This window comes from Bradyrhizobium sp. LA6.8 (genome assembly GCF_040547935.1).
Lineage (GTDB): Bacteria > Pseudomonadota > Alphaproteobacteria > Rhizobiales > Xanthobacteraceae > Bradyrhizobium > Bradyrhizobium barranii.
This window is the reverse complement of the sequence record NZ_JBEPQQ010000005.1, coordinates 210,149-225,515: the sequence shown is the minus strand read 5'-3', so window position 1 is coordinate 225,515 and position 15,367 is coordinate 210,149. Positions and strand designations below refer to the sequence as shown.

The 15,367-nt window shown below is 65.4% G+C and carries 12 protein-coding genes; 5 read left to right on the top strand and 7 right to left on the bottom strand.

What is annotated here, in order from left to right:
* Positions 1–34: 34 nt before the first annotated feature.
* A complete protein-coding gene (locus ABIA90_RS24835; RefSeq protein ID WP_354119806.1) occupies positions 35–868 on the bottom strand; it encodes a universal stress protein in 834 nt (277 codons plus the stop codon).
* Positions 869–1,075: 207 nt separating this feature from the next.
* On the opposite strand from ABIA90_RS24835, the gene fixL reads away from it, so the two are divergent.
* The 4 genes from fixL to ABIA90_RS24815 all read left to right on the top strand — a co-directional run bounded on the left by fixL (position 1,076) and on the right by ABIA90_RS24815 (position 4,482).
* Complete coding sequence (gene fixL, locus ABIA90_RS24830; protein WP_354119807.1) at positions 1,076–2,593, top strand: sensor protein FixL; 1,518 nt, start codon at positions 1,076–1,078, stop codon at positions 2,591–2,593.
* A gap of 3 nt (positions 2,594–2,596) precedes the next feature.
* On the top strand, positions 2,597–3,214 hold the full coding sequence (fixJ, locus tag ABIA90_RS24825) for a response regulator FixJ (protein WP_071915970.1): 618 nt from the start codon (positions 2,597–2,599) through the stop codon (positions 3,212–3,214).
* A gap of 43 nt (positions 3,215–3,257) precedes the next feature.
* Entirely contained in the window at positions 3,258–3,680 is a 423-nt protein-coding gene (locus ABIA90_RS24820) for a response regulator (protein WP_354119808.1), read from the top strand.
* A gap of 103 nt (positions 3,681–3,783) precedes the next feature.
* A complete protein-coding gene (locus ABIA90_RS24815; RefSeq protein ID WP_166089393.1) occupies positions 3,784–4,482 on the top strand; it encodes a helix-turn-helix domain-containing protein in 699 nt (232 codons plus the stop codon).
* A gap of 42 nt (positions 4,483–4,524) precedes the next feature.
* On the opposite strand, the gene ABIA90_RS24810 is transcribed toward ABIA90_RS24815, so the two are convergent.
* The 4 genes from ABIA90_RS24810 to ABIA90_RS24795 are packed head-to-tail and all read right to left on the bottom strand — an operon-like array spanning position 4,525 to position 10,445.
* Positions 4,525–5,838, bottom strand: coding sequence for an MFS transporter (locus tag ABIA90_RS24810; protein ID WP_166089383.1), 1,314 nt, complete (start codon positions 5,836–5,838; stop codon positions 4,525–4,527).
* Positions 5,839–5,861: 23 nt separating this feature from the next.
* Positions 5,862–6,395: a PRC-barrel domain-containing protein gene (locus ABIA90_RS24805; protein WP_354119809.1), complete on the bottom strand. Its 534-nt coding sequence runs from the start codon at positions 6,393–6,395 to the stop codon at positions 5,862–5,864.
* 22 nt (positions 6,396–6,417) lie between these two features.
* The gene (locus tag ABIA90_RS24800; RefSeq protein ID WP_354119810.1) at positions 6,418–8,622 is read right to left on the bottom strand and encodes an amylo-alpha-1,6-glucosidase; all 2,205 of its coding nucleotides are present in this window, start codon (positions 8,620–8,622) and stop codon (positions 6,418–6,420) included.
* Between the two features lie 59 nt (positions 8,623–8,681).
* Positions 8,682–10,445 (bottom strand): ABC transporter ATP-binding protein, encoded by a 1,764-nt coding sequence (locus ABIA90_RS24795; protein WP_028150105.1) that lies wholly within the window; start codon positions 10,443–10,445, stop codon positions 8,682–8,684.
* Between the two features lie 272 nt (positions 10,446–10,717).
* Between ABIA90_RS24795 and ABIA90_RS24790 the strand changes: the two genes are divergently transcribed.
* A complete protein-coding gene (locus ABIA90_RS24790; RefSeq protein WP_071915974.1) occupies positions 10,718–11,788 on the top strand; it encodes a glycosyltransferase family 4 protein in 1,071 nt (356 codons plus the stop codon).
* 177 nt (positions 11,789–11,965) lie between these two features.
* Here ABIA90_RS24790 and ABIA90_RS24785 read toward each other — a convergent pair whose 3' ends face one another.
* Both ABIA90_RS24785 and ABIA90_RS24780 read right to left on the bottom strand, forming a co-directional pair.
* Positions 11,966–13,888 (bottom strand): alkyl/aryl-sulfatase, encoded by a 1,923-nt coding sequence (locus ABIA90_RS24785; protein ID WP_354119811.1) that lies wholly within the window; start codon positions 13,886–13,888, stop codon positions 11,966–11,968.
* 253 nt (positions 13,889–14,141) lie between these two features.
* Complete coding sequence (locus ABIA90_RS24780) at positions 14,142–15,299, bottom strand: diguanylate cyclase domain-containing protein (protein ID WP_354119812.1); 1,158 nt, start codon at positions 15,297–15,299, stop codon at positions 14,142–14,144.
* Positions 15,300–15,367: the final 68 nt, after the last annotated feature.

Sequence of the window (15,367 nt, the reverse complement as noted above, 5' to 3'; positions counted from 1 at the left end):
GTCCTCCTCGATTAGCTTTTGGGTCGGGCGGCCGTCAGTGCGACAGCAGCACGCTGCGGGCGGATTGGGTGACCAGATATTCGGTGACGCCGCCGAGGATCAGCTCGCGAAAGCGCGAATGACCATAAGCGCCCGCCACGATCAGGCCGGCCCCGACGTCGCCGGCGGCCTGCTCCAACTGCGCGGCAGCGGTTGCGCTCCGCACGGCCTCCGAGACGCGTGCGCTCGCGGTGACGCCGTGACGGGCGAGCCAGGCGGCAACGTCGGTGACGCCGGCCATCACCGCCGAACGGTCGTCGTCGCGCTCCGGGATTTCGACGATGGTGACGTCCCTCGCCTTGCGCAGCATCGGCAGCGCGTCGGCCACCGCGCGCCGCGCCTCCGGCGTGTCCTTCCACGCCACCAGCACGCTGCGCAGATCGAGCCAGTTGATCTTATCGGGAACGACGAGAAGCGGGCGGCCGGCCTGCATCACCAGGTCCTTGGGACTCGCGAGCGCGAACGCGTCGGAGAAGGCCGGGCTCTGGCCGCCGCTGACGATGATGTCGGCACATCGTGCCTGCGCCAGCACGAAGCGCGCCGGAAAATCCATGGCGCCGCGCCACTCCACGCGGCCGCCGCGCGCCCTGGTGGCGGCGCGGAATTGCGCCTCCAGATCGGCAAGGCGCTTCCTGATCGAGGCTTCCTCCTGATCGATCAGGCTCTGGGCTTCAGCGCCGTCGGTGAAATAGAGTGGCGGCGCGAACTGCCCTGCGGCAACCCCAATAATGGCCGCCTCGAATCGCTCGGCGAGCTCGCCCGCGACCTGAAGGCGCGCCTCGTTGGACTGGTCGAGCGCCAGGCTGACCATCACGGTCGCGTAAGTCATTGGGATTCTCCGCTCAGCTATGAACTGGCGCGAAATCTAGCCTCGCCGTGACGGGGCAGGATGAGGTAGATCAAATCGCCGGGCGCGACCTTGCGGGAAATCCGCCAATGGAATCAGACATCCGAACTTGCCTCGGGCCGGTCCATGGGCGAAATTGCGGTCATGTTCGCGGCACCACGCCCGCCGCGCGAAGATGGGAGTCATCGATTGTCGCCGACCCGCGTAACGCATCCGCCAGACGACAGTCGCGGCGAGCATTTCCGGGTCCGGATCGAGGGATTCGGCGTCGGCACCTGGGATCTCGACCTCACGACGCGCGAGCTGGAGTGGTCGGAAACCGCGAGGATGCTGCTCGGTATCGAGCGGGGCCAGCCGGCAAGCTACGACCTCTTCCTGTCGCGTCTCGAGCCCGGCGACCGCGCGCGCGTCGAGAACGCGATCAAGCAGGTCTCCGAGCATGGCGGCGGCTTCGACGTCTCCTTCAGGATTTCCGGCAACTCCGGCCGAGGCAAATGGATCAGGGCCCGCGCCGGCTTGATTCGAGACGAATCCGGCGTCGCGCGCCATCTCAGCGGCATCTTCCTCGATATCGACGAGGAGAAGCAGGTCGAGGAAGCCCTGCGCACGCGTGAGACCCATCTCCGCTCGATCCTTCACACCATTCCCGACGCCATGATCGTCATCGACGGCCGCGGCATCATGCAACTGTTCAGCACCGCCGCCGAACGCCTGTTCGGCTGGTCCGAGCAGGAGGCGATCGGCCAGAACGTCAGCATCCTGATGCCGGAGCCCGACCGCACTCGCCACGACAGCTATATCGCGCGCTATCGCAGGACGAACGATCCGCACATCATCGGCATCGGCCGCATCGTGACCGGCAAGCGCCGCGACGGCACGACCTTTCCGATGCACCTGTCGATCGGCGAGATGCAATCCGGCGGCGAGCCCTATTTCACGGGCTTCGTCCGCGACCTCACCGAGCACCAGCAGACCCAGGCGCGGCTCCAGGAATTGCAGTCCGAGCTCGTCCACGTCTCGCGGCTGACCGCGATGGGCGAGATGGCCTCGGCGCTCGCCCACGAGATCAACCAGCCGCTGGCGGCGATCAGCAATTACATGAAGGGATCGCGGCGGCTGCTGGCCGGCAGCACCGACCCCAACACGCCGAAGATCGAAAGTGCGATGGATCGCGCCGCGGAGCAGGCCTTGCGCGCCGGCCAGATCATCCGCCGCCTGCGCGACTTCGTCTCCCGCGGCGAGTCCGAGAAGCGGGTCGAGAGCCTGTCCAAGCTGATCGAGGAGGCCGGCGCGCTCGGGCTTGCCGGCGCGCGCGAGCAGAACGTGCAGCTCCGCTTCAGCCTCGATCCGGACGCCGATCTCGTGCTCGCCGACCGCGTGCAGATCCAGCAGGTGCTGGTCAATCTGTTCCGCAACGCGCTGGAAGCGATGGCGCAGTCGCCGCAGCGCGAGCTCGTCGTCGCCAACACCCGCGTCGGCGACGACATGATCGAGGTCGAGGTGTCCGACACCGGCTCCGGATTCCAGGGCGACGTCATTCCCAACCTGTTCCAGACCTTCTTCACCACCAAGGAAACCGGCATGGGCGTGGGACTGTCCATCAGCCGCTCGATCATCGAGGCTCACGGCGGACGCATGTGGGCCGAGAGCAACCCGTCAGGCGGCGCGACATTCCGCTTCACTCTCCCGGCAGCCGATGAGAATTGATCCATGACGACCAAGGGACATGTCTACGTCATCGATGACGACGAGGCGATGCGGGACTCACTGAACTTCCTGCTGGATTCCTCCGGCTTCGGCGTCACCCTGTTTGACGATGCGCAAGCCTTCCTCGATGTCCTGCCCGGCCTCGCCTTCGGCTGCGTCGTCTCGGACGTGCGCATGCCTGGAATCGACGGGATCGAGCTGTTGAAGCGGATGAAGGCGCAGCAAAGCCCGTTCCCGATCCTGATCATGACCGGCCATGGCGACGTGCCGCTCGCGGTCGAGGCGATGAAGTTGGGGGCGGTCGACTTTCTCGAGAAGCCGTTCGAGGACGACCGCCTCACCACCATGATCGAGACGGCGATCCGCCAGGCGGAGCCGGCGGCGAAGAGCGAGGCGATCTCGCAGGACATCGCCGCCCGCGTCGCCTCCCTCAGCCCGCGCGAGCGCCAGGTCATGGAAGGGCTGATCGCGGGCCTCTCCAACAAGCTGATCGCCCGTGAATACGACATCAGCCCCCGCACCATCGAGGTCTACCGGGCCAACGTCATGACCAAGATGCAGGCCAACAGCCTCTCGGAGCTGGTCCGGCTGGCGATGCGCGCTGGGATGTTGAAGGATTGAGGCAAGTCAAAATCATTCTCCCGGGCCGTGCTAGCCAAAGGGGATGATCGAGATCGGCTCGCACCAACAGCGGCTTCCAGTGACGTCATCCGCAAAGCCCACCGTCTACGTGGTCGACGACGATGCCGCCGTGCTGGGATCCCTGCAATTCCTGCTGGAAACCGACGGCTTTGCCGTGCGGACCTTCAGGAATGCCACGGCCCTGCTGAATGCCAGTGGTGCGCAGGGGGCAGACTGCTACGTGATCGACTACAAGATGCCCGACATCAACGGCATCGAGCTGGCCGGCCGGTTGCGCCAGTCCGACGAGGGCACGCCCGTGATCCTGATCACCGGCTATCCCGATGGGAATATCTCGGCCCGGGCGCTAGCCGCAGGCGTCAAGGACGTGATTTTGAAGCCGCTTCTCGACGAAACCCTGGTCAAGTGCATCCGCCACGCCATCCAGGGCGGCCGCGGCAACTGACCTACGGGGTTCTACGTAGGTAAACCCCCTTAAGATATCTCGCGAAATTTTCGAAGCGCCCGAACCCGCGTACCAAAGCGTCATCACAACGGAGATGGCGCAGATGCTGACCGAGACGCTCAACACCCAGGCGATCAACACGCAAGTTCGTGGCAAGATTGCTCCTGCCCATCCCGTCTCCGACCAGTTCGGCGCGATCGCCGGCCATGTCGGCCTCGTCGCCACCGAGTTCTCCTACCGCAAGGACGAGGAGATCTACGGCGAGGACGAGCCGGCCGAATATGTCTACCAGGTCATCACCGGCGCGGTGCGCAGCTACAAGCTGCTCTCCGACGGCCGCCGCCAGATCGGCTCCTTCCATCTCCCCGGAGACGTGTTCGGCCTTGAATCCGGTCCCAGCCACCGCCTCGCCGCTGAAGCCATCATCGACACGACCGTGCGCCTGGTAAAGCGCGCGAGCCTGGAGAAAGCCGCCGGCACCGACGTGCAGGTCGCCCGCAAGCTCTGGGCCATGACCGCCGGCGAACTACGTCACGCCGAGGACCACATGCTGCTGCTCGGACGCAAGACCGCGATGGAGCGCGTTGCAACCTTCCTGCTCGAGATGGACCGCCGCCTCGCGGTAGCCGGCATGATGGCACTGCCGATGTGCCGCCGCGACATCGGCGACTATCTCGGACTCACGCTGGAAACCGTGTCGCGCGCGCTGTCGCAGCTTCACGCCCAGGGCATTTTGGGATTTTCCGGCGCCCGCCAGATCGTGCTGCGCAACCGTCAGCGCCTGCACAATCTCGACGCCTGACTTCTGTCTTCCTCCCCACCCGCTTTGGCCGGCTGAATTCGTTCAGCCGGCCATTTTTTTCGGCGCGATCATGCCGGTGCGCCGGGTTTCCGGCATCACAAAGAGGATCAGCAGAAGCCCGGTCGCGGCAACGCCGGACAGCCCGATGAACGCGGTAGCATTGCCGAACTTGTCGCTGACATAGCCGCCAAGCGCCGTGCTCAACGACGCCCCGATGCCGGTCGCGGTCCCGACGATGCCTTGCGCCAGATTGAAATGGCCGCTGCCGAAGGCGACGTCGGCCACGATCAGCGGGATCATCACCGCAAACACCGCCGCCGTGATGCCGTCGAACACCTGCACCGCGACCAGCAGATAGGGATCGCGCACGGTCGCAAACAGAAGGCCCCGGATCGTCAGCGCAGCGAATCCGATCAGCAGCAGCGGGCGCCGGCCCCAGAGCTGCGCCTTGCGCCCGACCGTCGGCGACAGCAGCGCGACGATCGCCTGCGGCACGACGATGCAGAAGGCGACGAGCACCGTCGCCCACTGGCTCGACCGCGCCGTTACCGCGCTCGCCATCAGCGGCATCATCGCGGCGTTCGCCAATTGCAGCAGCAGCACGCTCAGCGCGAAGACGATGAGCGGGCGTTGCCGGATCAGGTGCCAGAGATTGGTGTCGCCTGGAACCGGCGCCTCGCGCGGCATCTCGCCGTGACAGCGCGCGATGTCGACTTCCTCCTCGCGGATCCGCGACAGCGCGATCAGGGTCGGAATCGCGAGCAGGAAGGTGACGAGGAACACCGAGCGGCTCGACAGGAGATAGCCGGCCGTGCCCATCACGGCGGCGGCGACGCCGTTGCCGAGGGACGCAAAGCGCGCATTGCGGCCGAGCCGCTCGCCGATCGCAAGCGGACCGACCAGGCCGAGGCTGATCGCCGCGATCGCCGGCCCCAGCACGCAGCTCGCCGCCGCATGCAGCGTGGCCGCAGCAACCACCACGGGGAAGATCGGCATCGCCGCATAGGCGAGCGCGCAGAAGCCGATGGTCGCTATCGCAAGCGCTGCGACCAGCCGCTCGGACTTCGCGGCATCGATGATCGCGCCACCGGGCATCTGTCCGATCAGCGCGACGATGCCACCGATCGACAGCACGAGGCCGATCTCGACCTGAGTCCATTTCTGCGTCGTGAGGTAGACCGCGATGAAGGGACCGAACCCGGTCTGAACGTCGGCGAGGAAGAAGATGAACCAGTCGAGGCCGCGCAGGCTCTGGCGCGACGGCGCCGGAAGGCCCGCAGGCGGCGGCGCGGCAACCTTGTACCGTTCAACGCGGCTATCGCGATCTGCGTGGTTCCGCTTCCTCGACAACAGCACCGGCGGCCATCCCTCCCCGCGCCTCACTGAATCGCTTGCAGCGGCTGCAGGCTGCCGGACGCGCCGAGCACCACCATCGGCGTGTCTTCCTTGTATTCCGGCGCGGCTGCGACCTGCGCCTTGGTCAATTCCAGCGTGATGCTGTCCTTCTTGTTGGCAATCTTGCCGAACCGCATCGCGTTCCAGTCCACCACGATCTTGCGGCTGCCGACGCCGAGGAAACCGCCGAAATCAATCACGGCGGCGCGCACACGGCCGGCGCGGTCGACGATGATGTCGACAATGCGGCCCATATCCTCGTCGGCTGCGCTGCGCACGTCCCGGCCGAGCACGCCATGGGCGTCGCTCGCACCGATGATGGTCACGGATGGCGGCGGCGCGGCGTCCTTCGGCGTGACCGGCACGGTGGAGGCCGGCGGCTGCACCGCGGCCGGCGCGTTCGTTTCGCTGGGGGGCGTCGTTGGGCCCGCGGGCGGTTCCTCCGCGGCACGCGATGCGGCGACCGTCAATCCCGCGACGATCGCCGCGCTCAGAACCAACCATCCGGCGGTACGCATAAAACCCTCCTCGCAGGCGCCGCTAGCGCGCCAGCACGATCGAAACCTGGATCTGGCCGCGCGTGCGCAAGACCTCCAGCGCGACGTCGTCGCCGTGACGGCTGACGCGCAGATCCACGCTGGAATTGCCCAATCGCAGATCGCGCAGGATCACCTCGTTCAGGAACGCCGGCAGATGCGGATTGCGCAGGCGAATCTCGCCGCGCGCGACGTCGAACTCGATGCCGAGCGCGGCCTCCAGCAGCGTGAATGGCGTCGCGCTGGCCCAGGCCTGCGGCGCGCAGGCGACCGGATAGAGCGTCGGGCCGCGCCGCTTCTCGCGCCGGAAGCCGCAGAACAATTCGGGCAGCCGCCGCAGGTCCATGTAGGTCGCGGCGTCGAACAGGCCCTTGAAGACATGCGCCACCGAATGCTTGAGCCCGTAGCGCGCGAGCCCGAGCGCGATCAGCGCATTGTCGTGCGGCCAGATCGAGCCGTCATGATAGGACATTGGATTGTAGCGCACCTCGCCTTGCGCGACCGTGCGGATGCCCCAGCCCGAGAAGAAGTGCGGCGCCATCAGATCGGCGGCGACGAGACGTGCGCGGTCCTCGCGGATCATGCCGCTGAACAGCACCTGCCCGGCATTGGATGTCCGCACCTTGCAGGGCCGCTTCTTGCCGTCGAGCGCGAGCGCATAGGTACCGAGCTCCTCGCACCAGAATGCCTTCTCGAACCGCTCGGCCAGCGCCTTGGCCTCGGCCTCGAGCTTTTTGGCGAGGTCCAGCTTGCCGAGCCGCAGCGCGCAACGTGCGGCGAGCTGCTTGGCGGCAAAGACGTAACCCTGCACCTCGGCAAGGGCGAGATTGCCTTCCGCAAGCTGGCCATCGGCATGGAAGATCGCGTCATACGAGTCCTTCCAGCCCTGGTTGGCGAGGCCCTTTTCGGTGGCGCGCTGGTATTCGACGAAGCCGTCCCTGTCGGGGTCGCCCGGGCCGTCGATCCAGGCCAGCCCCGCCTCGATCGCCGGCCACAGCTCGGTCAGGGTCTTTTCGTCGCCGGTGCGCTCGAAATAGCTTCCGGCGAGCAGCACGAACAAGGCGGTCGAATCCACGCTGCCGTAATATTGCGCGAACGGCACCTCGCGAAGCGCAGCCATCTCGCCGCCACGCATCTCATGCAAAATCTTTCCGGGCGCGGCATCGTTCAACGGATCGACCGTCTCTGCCTGAAAATGCGCGAGCCGCCGCAGCACGCCCTTCGCGACCCGCGGATCGATCCACAGCATCTGGAGCGCGGTGATCAGGCCGTCGCGGCCGAACGTCGTCGAGTACCAGGGAATGCCGGCATAGGGATAACGCCCCTGCGGCGTCTCCGTCATCAGCATGTTGAGGTCGGCCATGGCCTGGCACAGCACCTCGTTGAAGATGTTGTTCGACGTCTCGATGCTGGCCATGCCCGTCGTCGACTGGCGCATCTCGCGGCGATGGGCGAGCAGACCCCTGAAAAAGCGCGCGGGCTTCTCCGCGATCGGCCGGTTGCAGGACACCGCCACGAACAGGGATTTCGACTGGTGCGGGTCCAGGTCGAGCTGCCAGGTCGCGGCATTCACCGACAGCCGCGTCGGACGCGGGTCGAAATGCAGGCCGGTGGTACGCACGGCATCGTCAAGGCCGCGATAGTGGAACAGCACGTCGGTCGGTCCGAGCAACTTGCTGGTGCCGGTCCCGCGGTGCGGGCGCCGCTCGCCGCGCACCTCGAACAGATCGGCAAAGTCGCTGTCGAACAGCAGCGTCAGCTCCGGGCTGGCGCGACGGTCGCCATGGTTCTGCACGCCGATGCGCTGATAGGCCGTGCCGCGCCACAGGAAGATCGTGCGCACGATGTGCAGCAGATCTTTCTGCAGCACGATGCGGCCCTGCCGATAGATATCGGGATTGGTGAGATCGACGGTCAGGGCCGAATTGTCATCGCGAAGATTCGAGCCGAGCAGCAGCGGCTGGAGATCGTCGAGCACGAGCTCCAGCCGCGCCAGATAGCGTGTGTCGCAATTGAACAGGCCGTCCGGCCCGCCGGCGGAAGCGCCGATGTCGCCATGGCTGTCCAGCACGATGAAGGTGTCGTCGTGCTTGAGCGACCGACGGGGCCGCGCGGCGGGCCCCGTCATCGGAATGTAGAACGCCTGCTCCGCGACGGCCTCCTCCGTCTGCGTTACCGAGATGATCTGGGTTACGGCTTCGGCTGCCATGAGCTGCTCCCCTGCGGCCAGTTTTTCGAACGCGACCAACGCAAACGCAACTGTTGGACTTACGCGGCGAACTTCGCCAGCCGGCTCATCTCCTGCGTCACCAGCTCACGGTAGGGGCCGTGGCCCTGCATCAAGCGGTCGGGCGCGCCGTCCTCGATGATCTTGCCATTCTTCAGCACCAGGACGCGATCGAAATTGCGCAGCGTCGCCAGCCGGTGCGCGATCGCGATCACGGTGCGGCCGCGCATCAGGCGCGACAGCGCCTCGCGGATCGCCTCCTCGGATTCGCTGTCGAGCGCGGCGGTCGCTTCGTCCAGCAGCAGGATCGGCGCGTCCTTCAGGAAGGCACGCGCGATCGCGATGCGCTGGCGCTGGCCGCCGGACATCTTGACACCGCGGTCGCCGACCATGGTGTCGAGACCTTCCGGCAGGCTGTCGATGAAATCGCAGCGCGCCGCGATCGCCGCGCGCAGCACCTCGTCGTCGGTCGCGTTTGGACGGCCGTAGCGGATGTTCTCGCGGATGGAGCGGTGGAACAGCGAGATATCCTGCGGCACGACCGAGATGGCCTCACGCAGGCTCAGCTGGGTCACCTTGGAAATATCCTGGCCATCGACGGTCACGCTGCCTTCATCGACATCGTAGAACCGCTGCAGCAACGTGAACAGGGTCGATTTCCCTCCGCCCGACTGGCCGACCAGGCCGACGCGCTGGCCGGGCTGAAGCCGCAGGCTGAACCGTTCAAAGATTTTTTCGCCGCCGGGATAGCCGAAGGTGACGTTGTTGTACGCGATCGCGGCGCCGCTCTTCATCAGCGGCTCGGCCTCGGGATGATCGCGCAATTCATGCGGCACGAGCAAGGTCGCGATCGCCTCGGTCAGGCGCGCGACGTGCTGGGTGACATCGACCAGCGCCACCGCGAGGTCGCGCGTCGCATTGAGGATGGAGAGGCCGAGCGTACAGACCAGCACGACATCGCCGGTGGTTGCCTCGCCCTGCTGCCAGAGCGTGATCGCCCAGGCCATCAGCGCCACCGTCAGGACGACCGTCACGCCGGCATGCGTGAGCCGCAGCTTTTCCAGATAACGCAGGCTACGGCCACGCGCGGTCAGTTCCCGGTTTACCGTCGCGTCGAACCGCTCGTGCTCATGGCCGATGCCGCAGAAGGCGCGGACCAGCGGCATGTTGCTGATGACGTCGATCATCTCGCCGTCGACGACGGCGGCCTTGTCGGCAAAGTCGTCATGCAGCGGCTTGCCGGCTGCGGCCAAATGGAACATCGCTATCACCATACCGCCCGCGACCACGATCAGGCCGAGTGCCATATAGGGACTGACGGTTCCAATCAGACCGATGGCCGCAATTGTGGCAATGCACGGCGGCAACACATTCCAGACGAACATGTTCTCGACCGTGAACACCGCGTTTGAGGTCGCGGTGATACGGCTCGTCAGCATGCCCGGCATGCGATCCGAGAAATAGCTCGGCGCGTGTCCCGTCAGATGACGAAATATGTCACGGCGTAAATCGCCCGTGACACGAACGAAGGTGAAGCTCGCGGTCCAGCTCGCGATCCGCCACAGGAAATTATCAGCTGCGATCAGCGACATGAGTAAAATGAATGCCAGCCATACGCTGCCACCGTGCGAAGTTCCCGCGGACAGGCTGTCGACCAGGGATTTGACGCCGTATTGCGTGCCCACGGAACAGGCAACGGCTGCAACGACAGCGGTCAGGATCACGAGATGCGATGCCGGCCGTCGTCGCAGATAGCGCAAGACAAAGGCAAATGGCCTGCGCGCGTAACCAGAAAGATGATCCATGTGACTGCGACCCCGTCGTATTGATTTCGATTTTTCTATTAGCCGATTGAACATCGACCGCTTCGCCTCGGTTCCCGGGCCGGGCCATCACGACATGCGGATGCGGACGATGTGAGAAGAGGAGATGGCAGCATCGCGGCCGACTGAAGTGTGTCGAAGAAGTAACGTTCGTTGAAGGAACTTCGCAATTGCGAGAACGTTCCCTCGTCTGGCATGCCGGTGCCGAGACACGGCGGGGGTTTTACTTCCATGATCACAGAGGAGATGGCGAGATGCGCATCGCGCAGGTAGCTCCGTTGACTGAGGCTGTTCCACCCAAGCTGTATGGCGGCACCGAGCGGGTGGTGCACTGGTTGACGGAGGAGTTGGTTGCCCTTGGACACGATGTCACGCTGTTCGCCAGCGGTGACTCGCAGACGTCGGCGAAGCTGGACGCACTTTGGCCGCGGGCGCTTCGCCTCGACGGTTCCGTGCGTGATCCCAACGCGCTGCATATGGTGCTCCTGGAGCGCGTGCGGCAGAAATGTGACGACGAGGAGTTCGACTTCCTCCATTTCCATCTCGATTACTATCCGTGGTCCCTGTTCCACCGGCAGCCGACCCCGTTCGTGACCACGCTGCACGGCCGGCTCGACCTGCCGGAGCATCAGCCCGTGTTCAACACCTTCTCGAAAATGCCTGTCATCTCGATCTCGAACGCGCAGCGCAGGCCCGTGCCGCAGGCGAACTGGGTGACGACGATCCACCATGGCCTGCCGGAGAACTTGCTGACGCCGAAGCCGGCGAAGCAGGAATATCTCGCCGTGCTCGGCCGCATCGCGCCAGAGAAGGGCGTTGACCGCGCCATCAAGATCGCGATGCATTGCGGCATCCCGCTGAAGATCGCGGCCAAGGTCGATCGCGCCGACCAGGACTATTACGACGAGCTGATCAGGCCTATGATCCAGAACAATCCGCTGGTCGACTTCATCGGCGAGATCGGCGACCACGAGAAATCCGACTTCCTGAGCGGCGCGCTCGGCCTCCTGCTGCCGATCGACTGGCCGGAGCCGTTTGGCCTCGTGATGATCGAAGCGATGGCCTGCGGCACGCCGGTCGTCGCCTTCAATCGCGGCTCGGTGCCCGAGATCATCGACGAGGGCCTCACCGGCTTCGTGGTCGAGGACATCATCAGCGCCGCCGGCGTCGTCAAGCGCCTGCCGCAACTCGATCGCGCGGCCATCCGCAAGCAGTTCGAGAAGCGCTTTACCGCGCGGCGGATGGCGCTGGATTATCTCGCGGCCTATCGCAGCCTGACGGAAGCGCAGGCGCCGCGGATCAAGCTGGTGAGCAGCGCGGAGTAAGGGCCGCTTTCACCTCACGACACACTGTCATGCCCCGGCTTGACCGGGGCATCCAGTACTCCGCGGCTTCTCGGCTCAAGCACTGCGGTCTCTGGAATACTGGATCGCCCGGTCAAGCCGGGCGATGACAGCGAGAGTGCGGAGGGCGATGCCAGCGAGAACGTGGCGAACGATGCCCTACACCACCACCGCCCGCTTCGGCTCGACGATCTCGAACATCCGCGGAAACTCATCCATCAGGCCCATCAGCTCGGCAAGCCGCATCGGGTTGCCCGTGAGCTTGATCTTGCCGGCGGCGACCGCTTCCGGAAAGCTCGTCAGTTTCGCGATGACCTCATCGAGCGTTGCGCGCGCGAGCGTGAAGCTCGCATCCGCATTTTCCGCCTGTACGCCCTCCGTATAAGTCAGCGCGCAATTCTCCAAATTGAGCGCAAAGATCTCGCCGGTATCGGAAAAGCTCCAGTTCAGCACGATGTGCTTGCCCTCTGCCTTGGGGCCGTTGAGCCGAATGCCGAGCACATCCCAGAGCTGCTCGGTGCGTAGCGCCGCCAGCGTCTCGCGCGGCATCGGCGGACGCGGTGGCGTTTTTGGCATGCCCTGACGCAGCTCCTGCGCGCCGAACAGATAGGCGTTGCGCCAGGTCGAGCTCTCGGCGGCATAACCGAGCTGCTCGAGCGTATCCGCGAGCAACGCACGCGCCGCTTCATTCTCCGGCTCCGCGAAGACGAGATGGCCGAGCGCCTGCGCGACGAAGCGAAACTCGCCCTTGTCGAAGTCCTTGCGTGCGCGTGCGAGGATGGCCTCAGCGCCGCCCATGTACTCGACATACTTCTTGCCGGACTCCACCGGCGGCAGCGGATCGAGATTGACCGGGTTGGCATCGTACCAGCCGAGATACTTCTGGTAGATCGCCTTCACGTTATGCCGGATATGGCCGTAATAGCCGCGGCCATGCCAGGCACCCTCCAGGCTCTTGGGTAACTGGATCGTCTCGGCGATCTCGGCGGCGGTGAGGCCGTGGTTCATCAGGCGGATGGTCTGGTCATGCGCGAACTTGTAGAGATCGCGCTGCTGCCGGATCATCGTGCCGATGCGCTCGCGGCCCCACACCGGCCAGTGATGCTGGCCGCACATCGCCTCCGCCTTGCCGTCCCAGAGCCGCAAGGCCTCGTTGAGGTACTTCGACCACGCCAGCGCATCGCGCACGTCGGCGCCGCGGAACGGCAGCAGATTGTGGAAATTGTGCGTGCAGTTCTCGGCGAGGTTCAGCAGCTTGTAGCGCGGGATGAAGAAGTGCATCTCCGCCGGCGCTTCGCTGTTCGGCGCCATCTGGAATTCGAATTCGACGCCGTCGATGACGCGCCGGTCACCGGTCGCCATGATCAGATCGGTTGGGCGCAGCAGCGCCACGGCGCCCGCCGCCATCGACTTGCCGAGCCCGTTGTCGACCTGCCCCCGCACGCCTTTGGCGAGGAACGGCCCGAACTGGTATTGTGCCCGCCGCAGCATCGCCGGCCCCGCGATGATGTTCTCGGAGACGGCATGCTCCATGAACAGATTCGGCGCGATGATCGGCACGGCGCCGGTTGCCAGCGCGTCCTCCTCCAGCACGCCGCGCGCGCCGCCCCAATGGTCGGTATGGGTGTGGGTGAAAATGACGGCGGCGACCGGCTTCTGGCCACGATGCCTGAAATAGAGATCGAGCGCGGCACGTGCGCCCTCGATCGACGTCAGCGTGTCCACGACGATGACACCGCTGTCGCCCTCGATCAGCGTCATGTTGGCGATGTCGAGCCCGCGCACCTGGTAGACCCCGGGCACCACCTCGAACAGGCCGTGATGCATGTTGAGCCGCGCCTGTCGCCACAAGCTCGGATTGACGGTCGGCGGCGCCGTCTCGCTGGAGAGGAAGCCATAGGGCTTCAGGCTCCACACCGTCCGCCCCTGCGGGTTGGCGATCTCCGCATTCTCAATCGTACCAAGGAAGCCACGCGCGGCGTCGTCGAAATCCCGCGTGTCGGAAAACGGCAGCGCATTCAGCATCGCTGCTTGCTGCGCGATGACGGAGGGTGTTGCGTCCTTCGGCTCGTTGCTGGTCATTCTTGTTTCCTCCCGGCCTGTGCGAACATCTAACCGCATCTCGCGGGTGATTGCTATCGGAGGAGACTGCCGAAATCGAGCGAGATGCCTCTTCCCTTCTCCCCTTGTGGGAGAAGGTGGCGCGAAGCGCCGGATGAGGGGTATATCTCCGCCCGCAAGACTGTTTGTACGGAGAGAAACCCCTCACCCGCCTCGCCGCTGCGCGGCGAGCCACCCTCTCCCACAAGGGTAGAGGGTGCACCGTTCGCGTGGCTTACGCAGCGAGCTCTTCCGCCAAGGTCTGGCCCGATGCGGTCGCATCCTCCATCCGCAAGTCCCGCGCCAGCACATAACCGCCGCGTTCCTGCTTGGCCCGATAGAGCGCCTTGTCGGAGCGCGACAGCAGCGCTTCTGCGGTGCGCCCGTCGTCCGGCGCGACGGCAACGCCGACGCTGACGCCGAGCTCGATCATTTGTCCGTCGATGTCATAGGCCGCGCTGATCGACTGCACGATGCGCTGCGCGATCGCTTCCGCATCAGCCGCCGCGCGCTGCACCAGGACGAACTCGTCGCCGCCCATCCGGACCACGAGGTCATCCTGCGCGGCGAGCGCCTTGAGCCGCCCGGCGACCTGCTTCAGCAGTGCGTCACCGACGGGATGGCCGAACCGGTCGTTCGCCTCCTTGAAGCGGTCGAGATCGAGCGTATGGACGGCAATCATCCCGGCCGCCAGCATCTGCGGCAGGTCCGTGGCCAGCACCGAACGATTGGACACGCCGGTCATCGGGTCCAGGCGCGACAGCTGCTCGAACTGCCGCTTGAGCGTGATCTGGTTGATCGAGGCATTGAAGCTCAGCCGCACCATCTCGAAACTGGCGGCCACATACATCAGGATGAGGAGCCCGAGCCCGACATGGCGGAGATCTGGTTGCATGAAGGTCACGATCGCAGCAGGCGCGGCAATAGCGGCGAGATCGAGCAGCGCCGCGACGGGACGCAGCGCCAGCCGTGCCACCACGCCGGCGCCAAAGCCGAAGCCGATGCCGATCGCCATCACGGAACAGAGCGCATCACCCAGCACGATGCTGCGCGCGGCAAACACGCCGAGCACCAAGGCCGTGACGACGGTGCCGGCGACATAGCGCCGCTCCCAGCGCACAGCCTCGGCCCGGCCGAGCTGCGGCAGACGCGCGAGGCGACGACGGAATGCGAAGATCTCGAACAGACGGACAATCGCCACCAAGACGCCGGCGACCGTCAGGCCGGCCGTCACGATGTCGCCGGTCTCATAGGTCGTGATCGCACCGACCATCACCTGGCAGGCGGCCGCAAGAATGGTGGGCATCGTCGTGCCGTGAAGGCCCGTGATCACTTCCATATAGACGGCGTCCGAAATCGACGCCCGTCCGGATTCCATTCTGTTGAAGAACATGCCAGCCCCATTCCGCTGGCATGCTTCTACCGCAGACCCGTAAAAATGGGTTCCCAGCGCAGCGATGG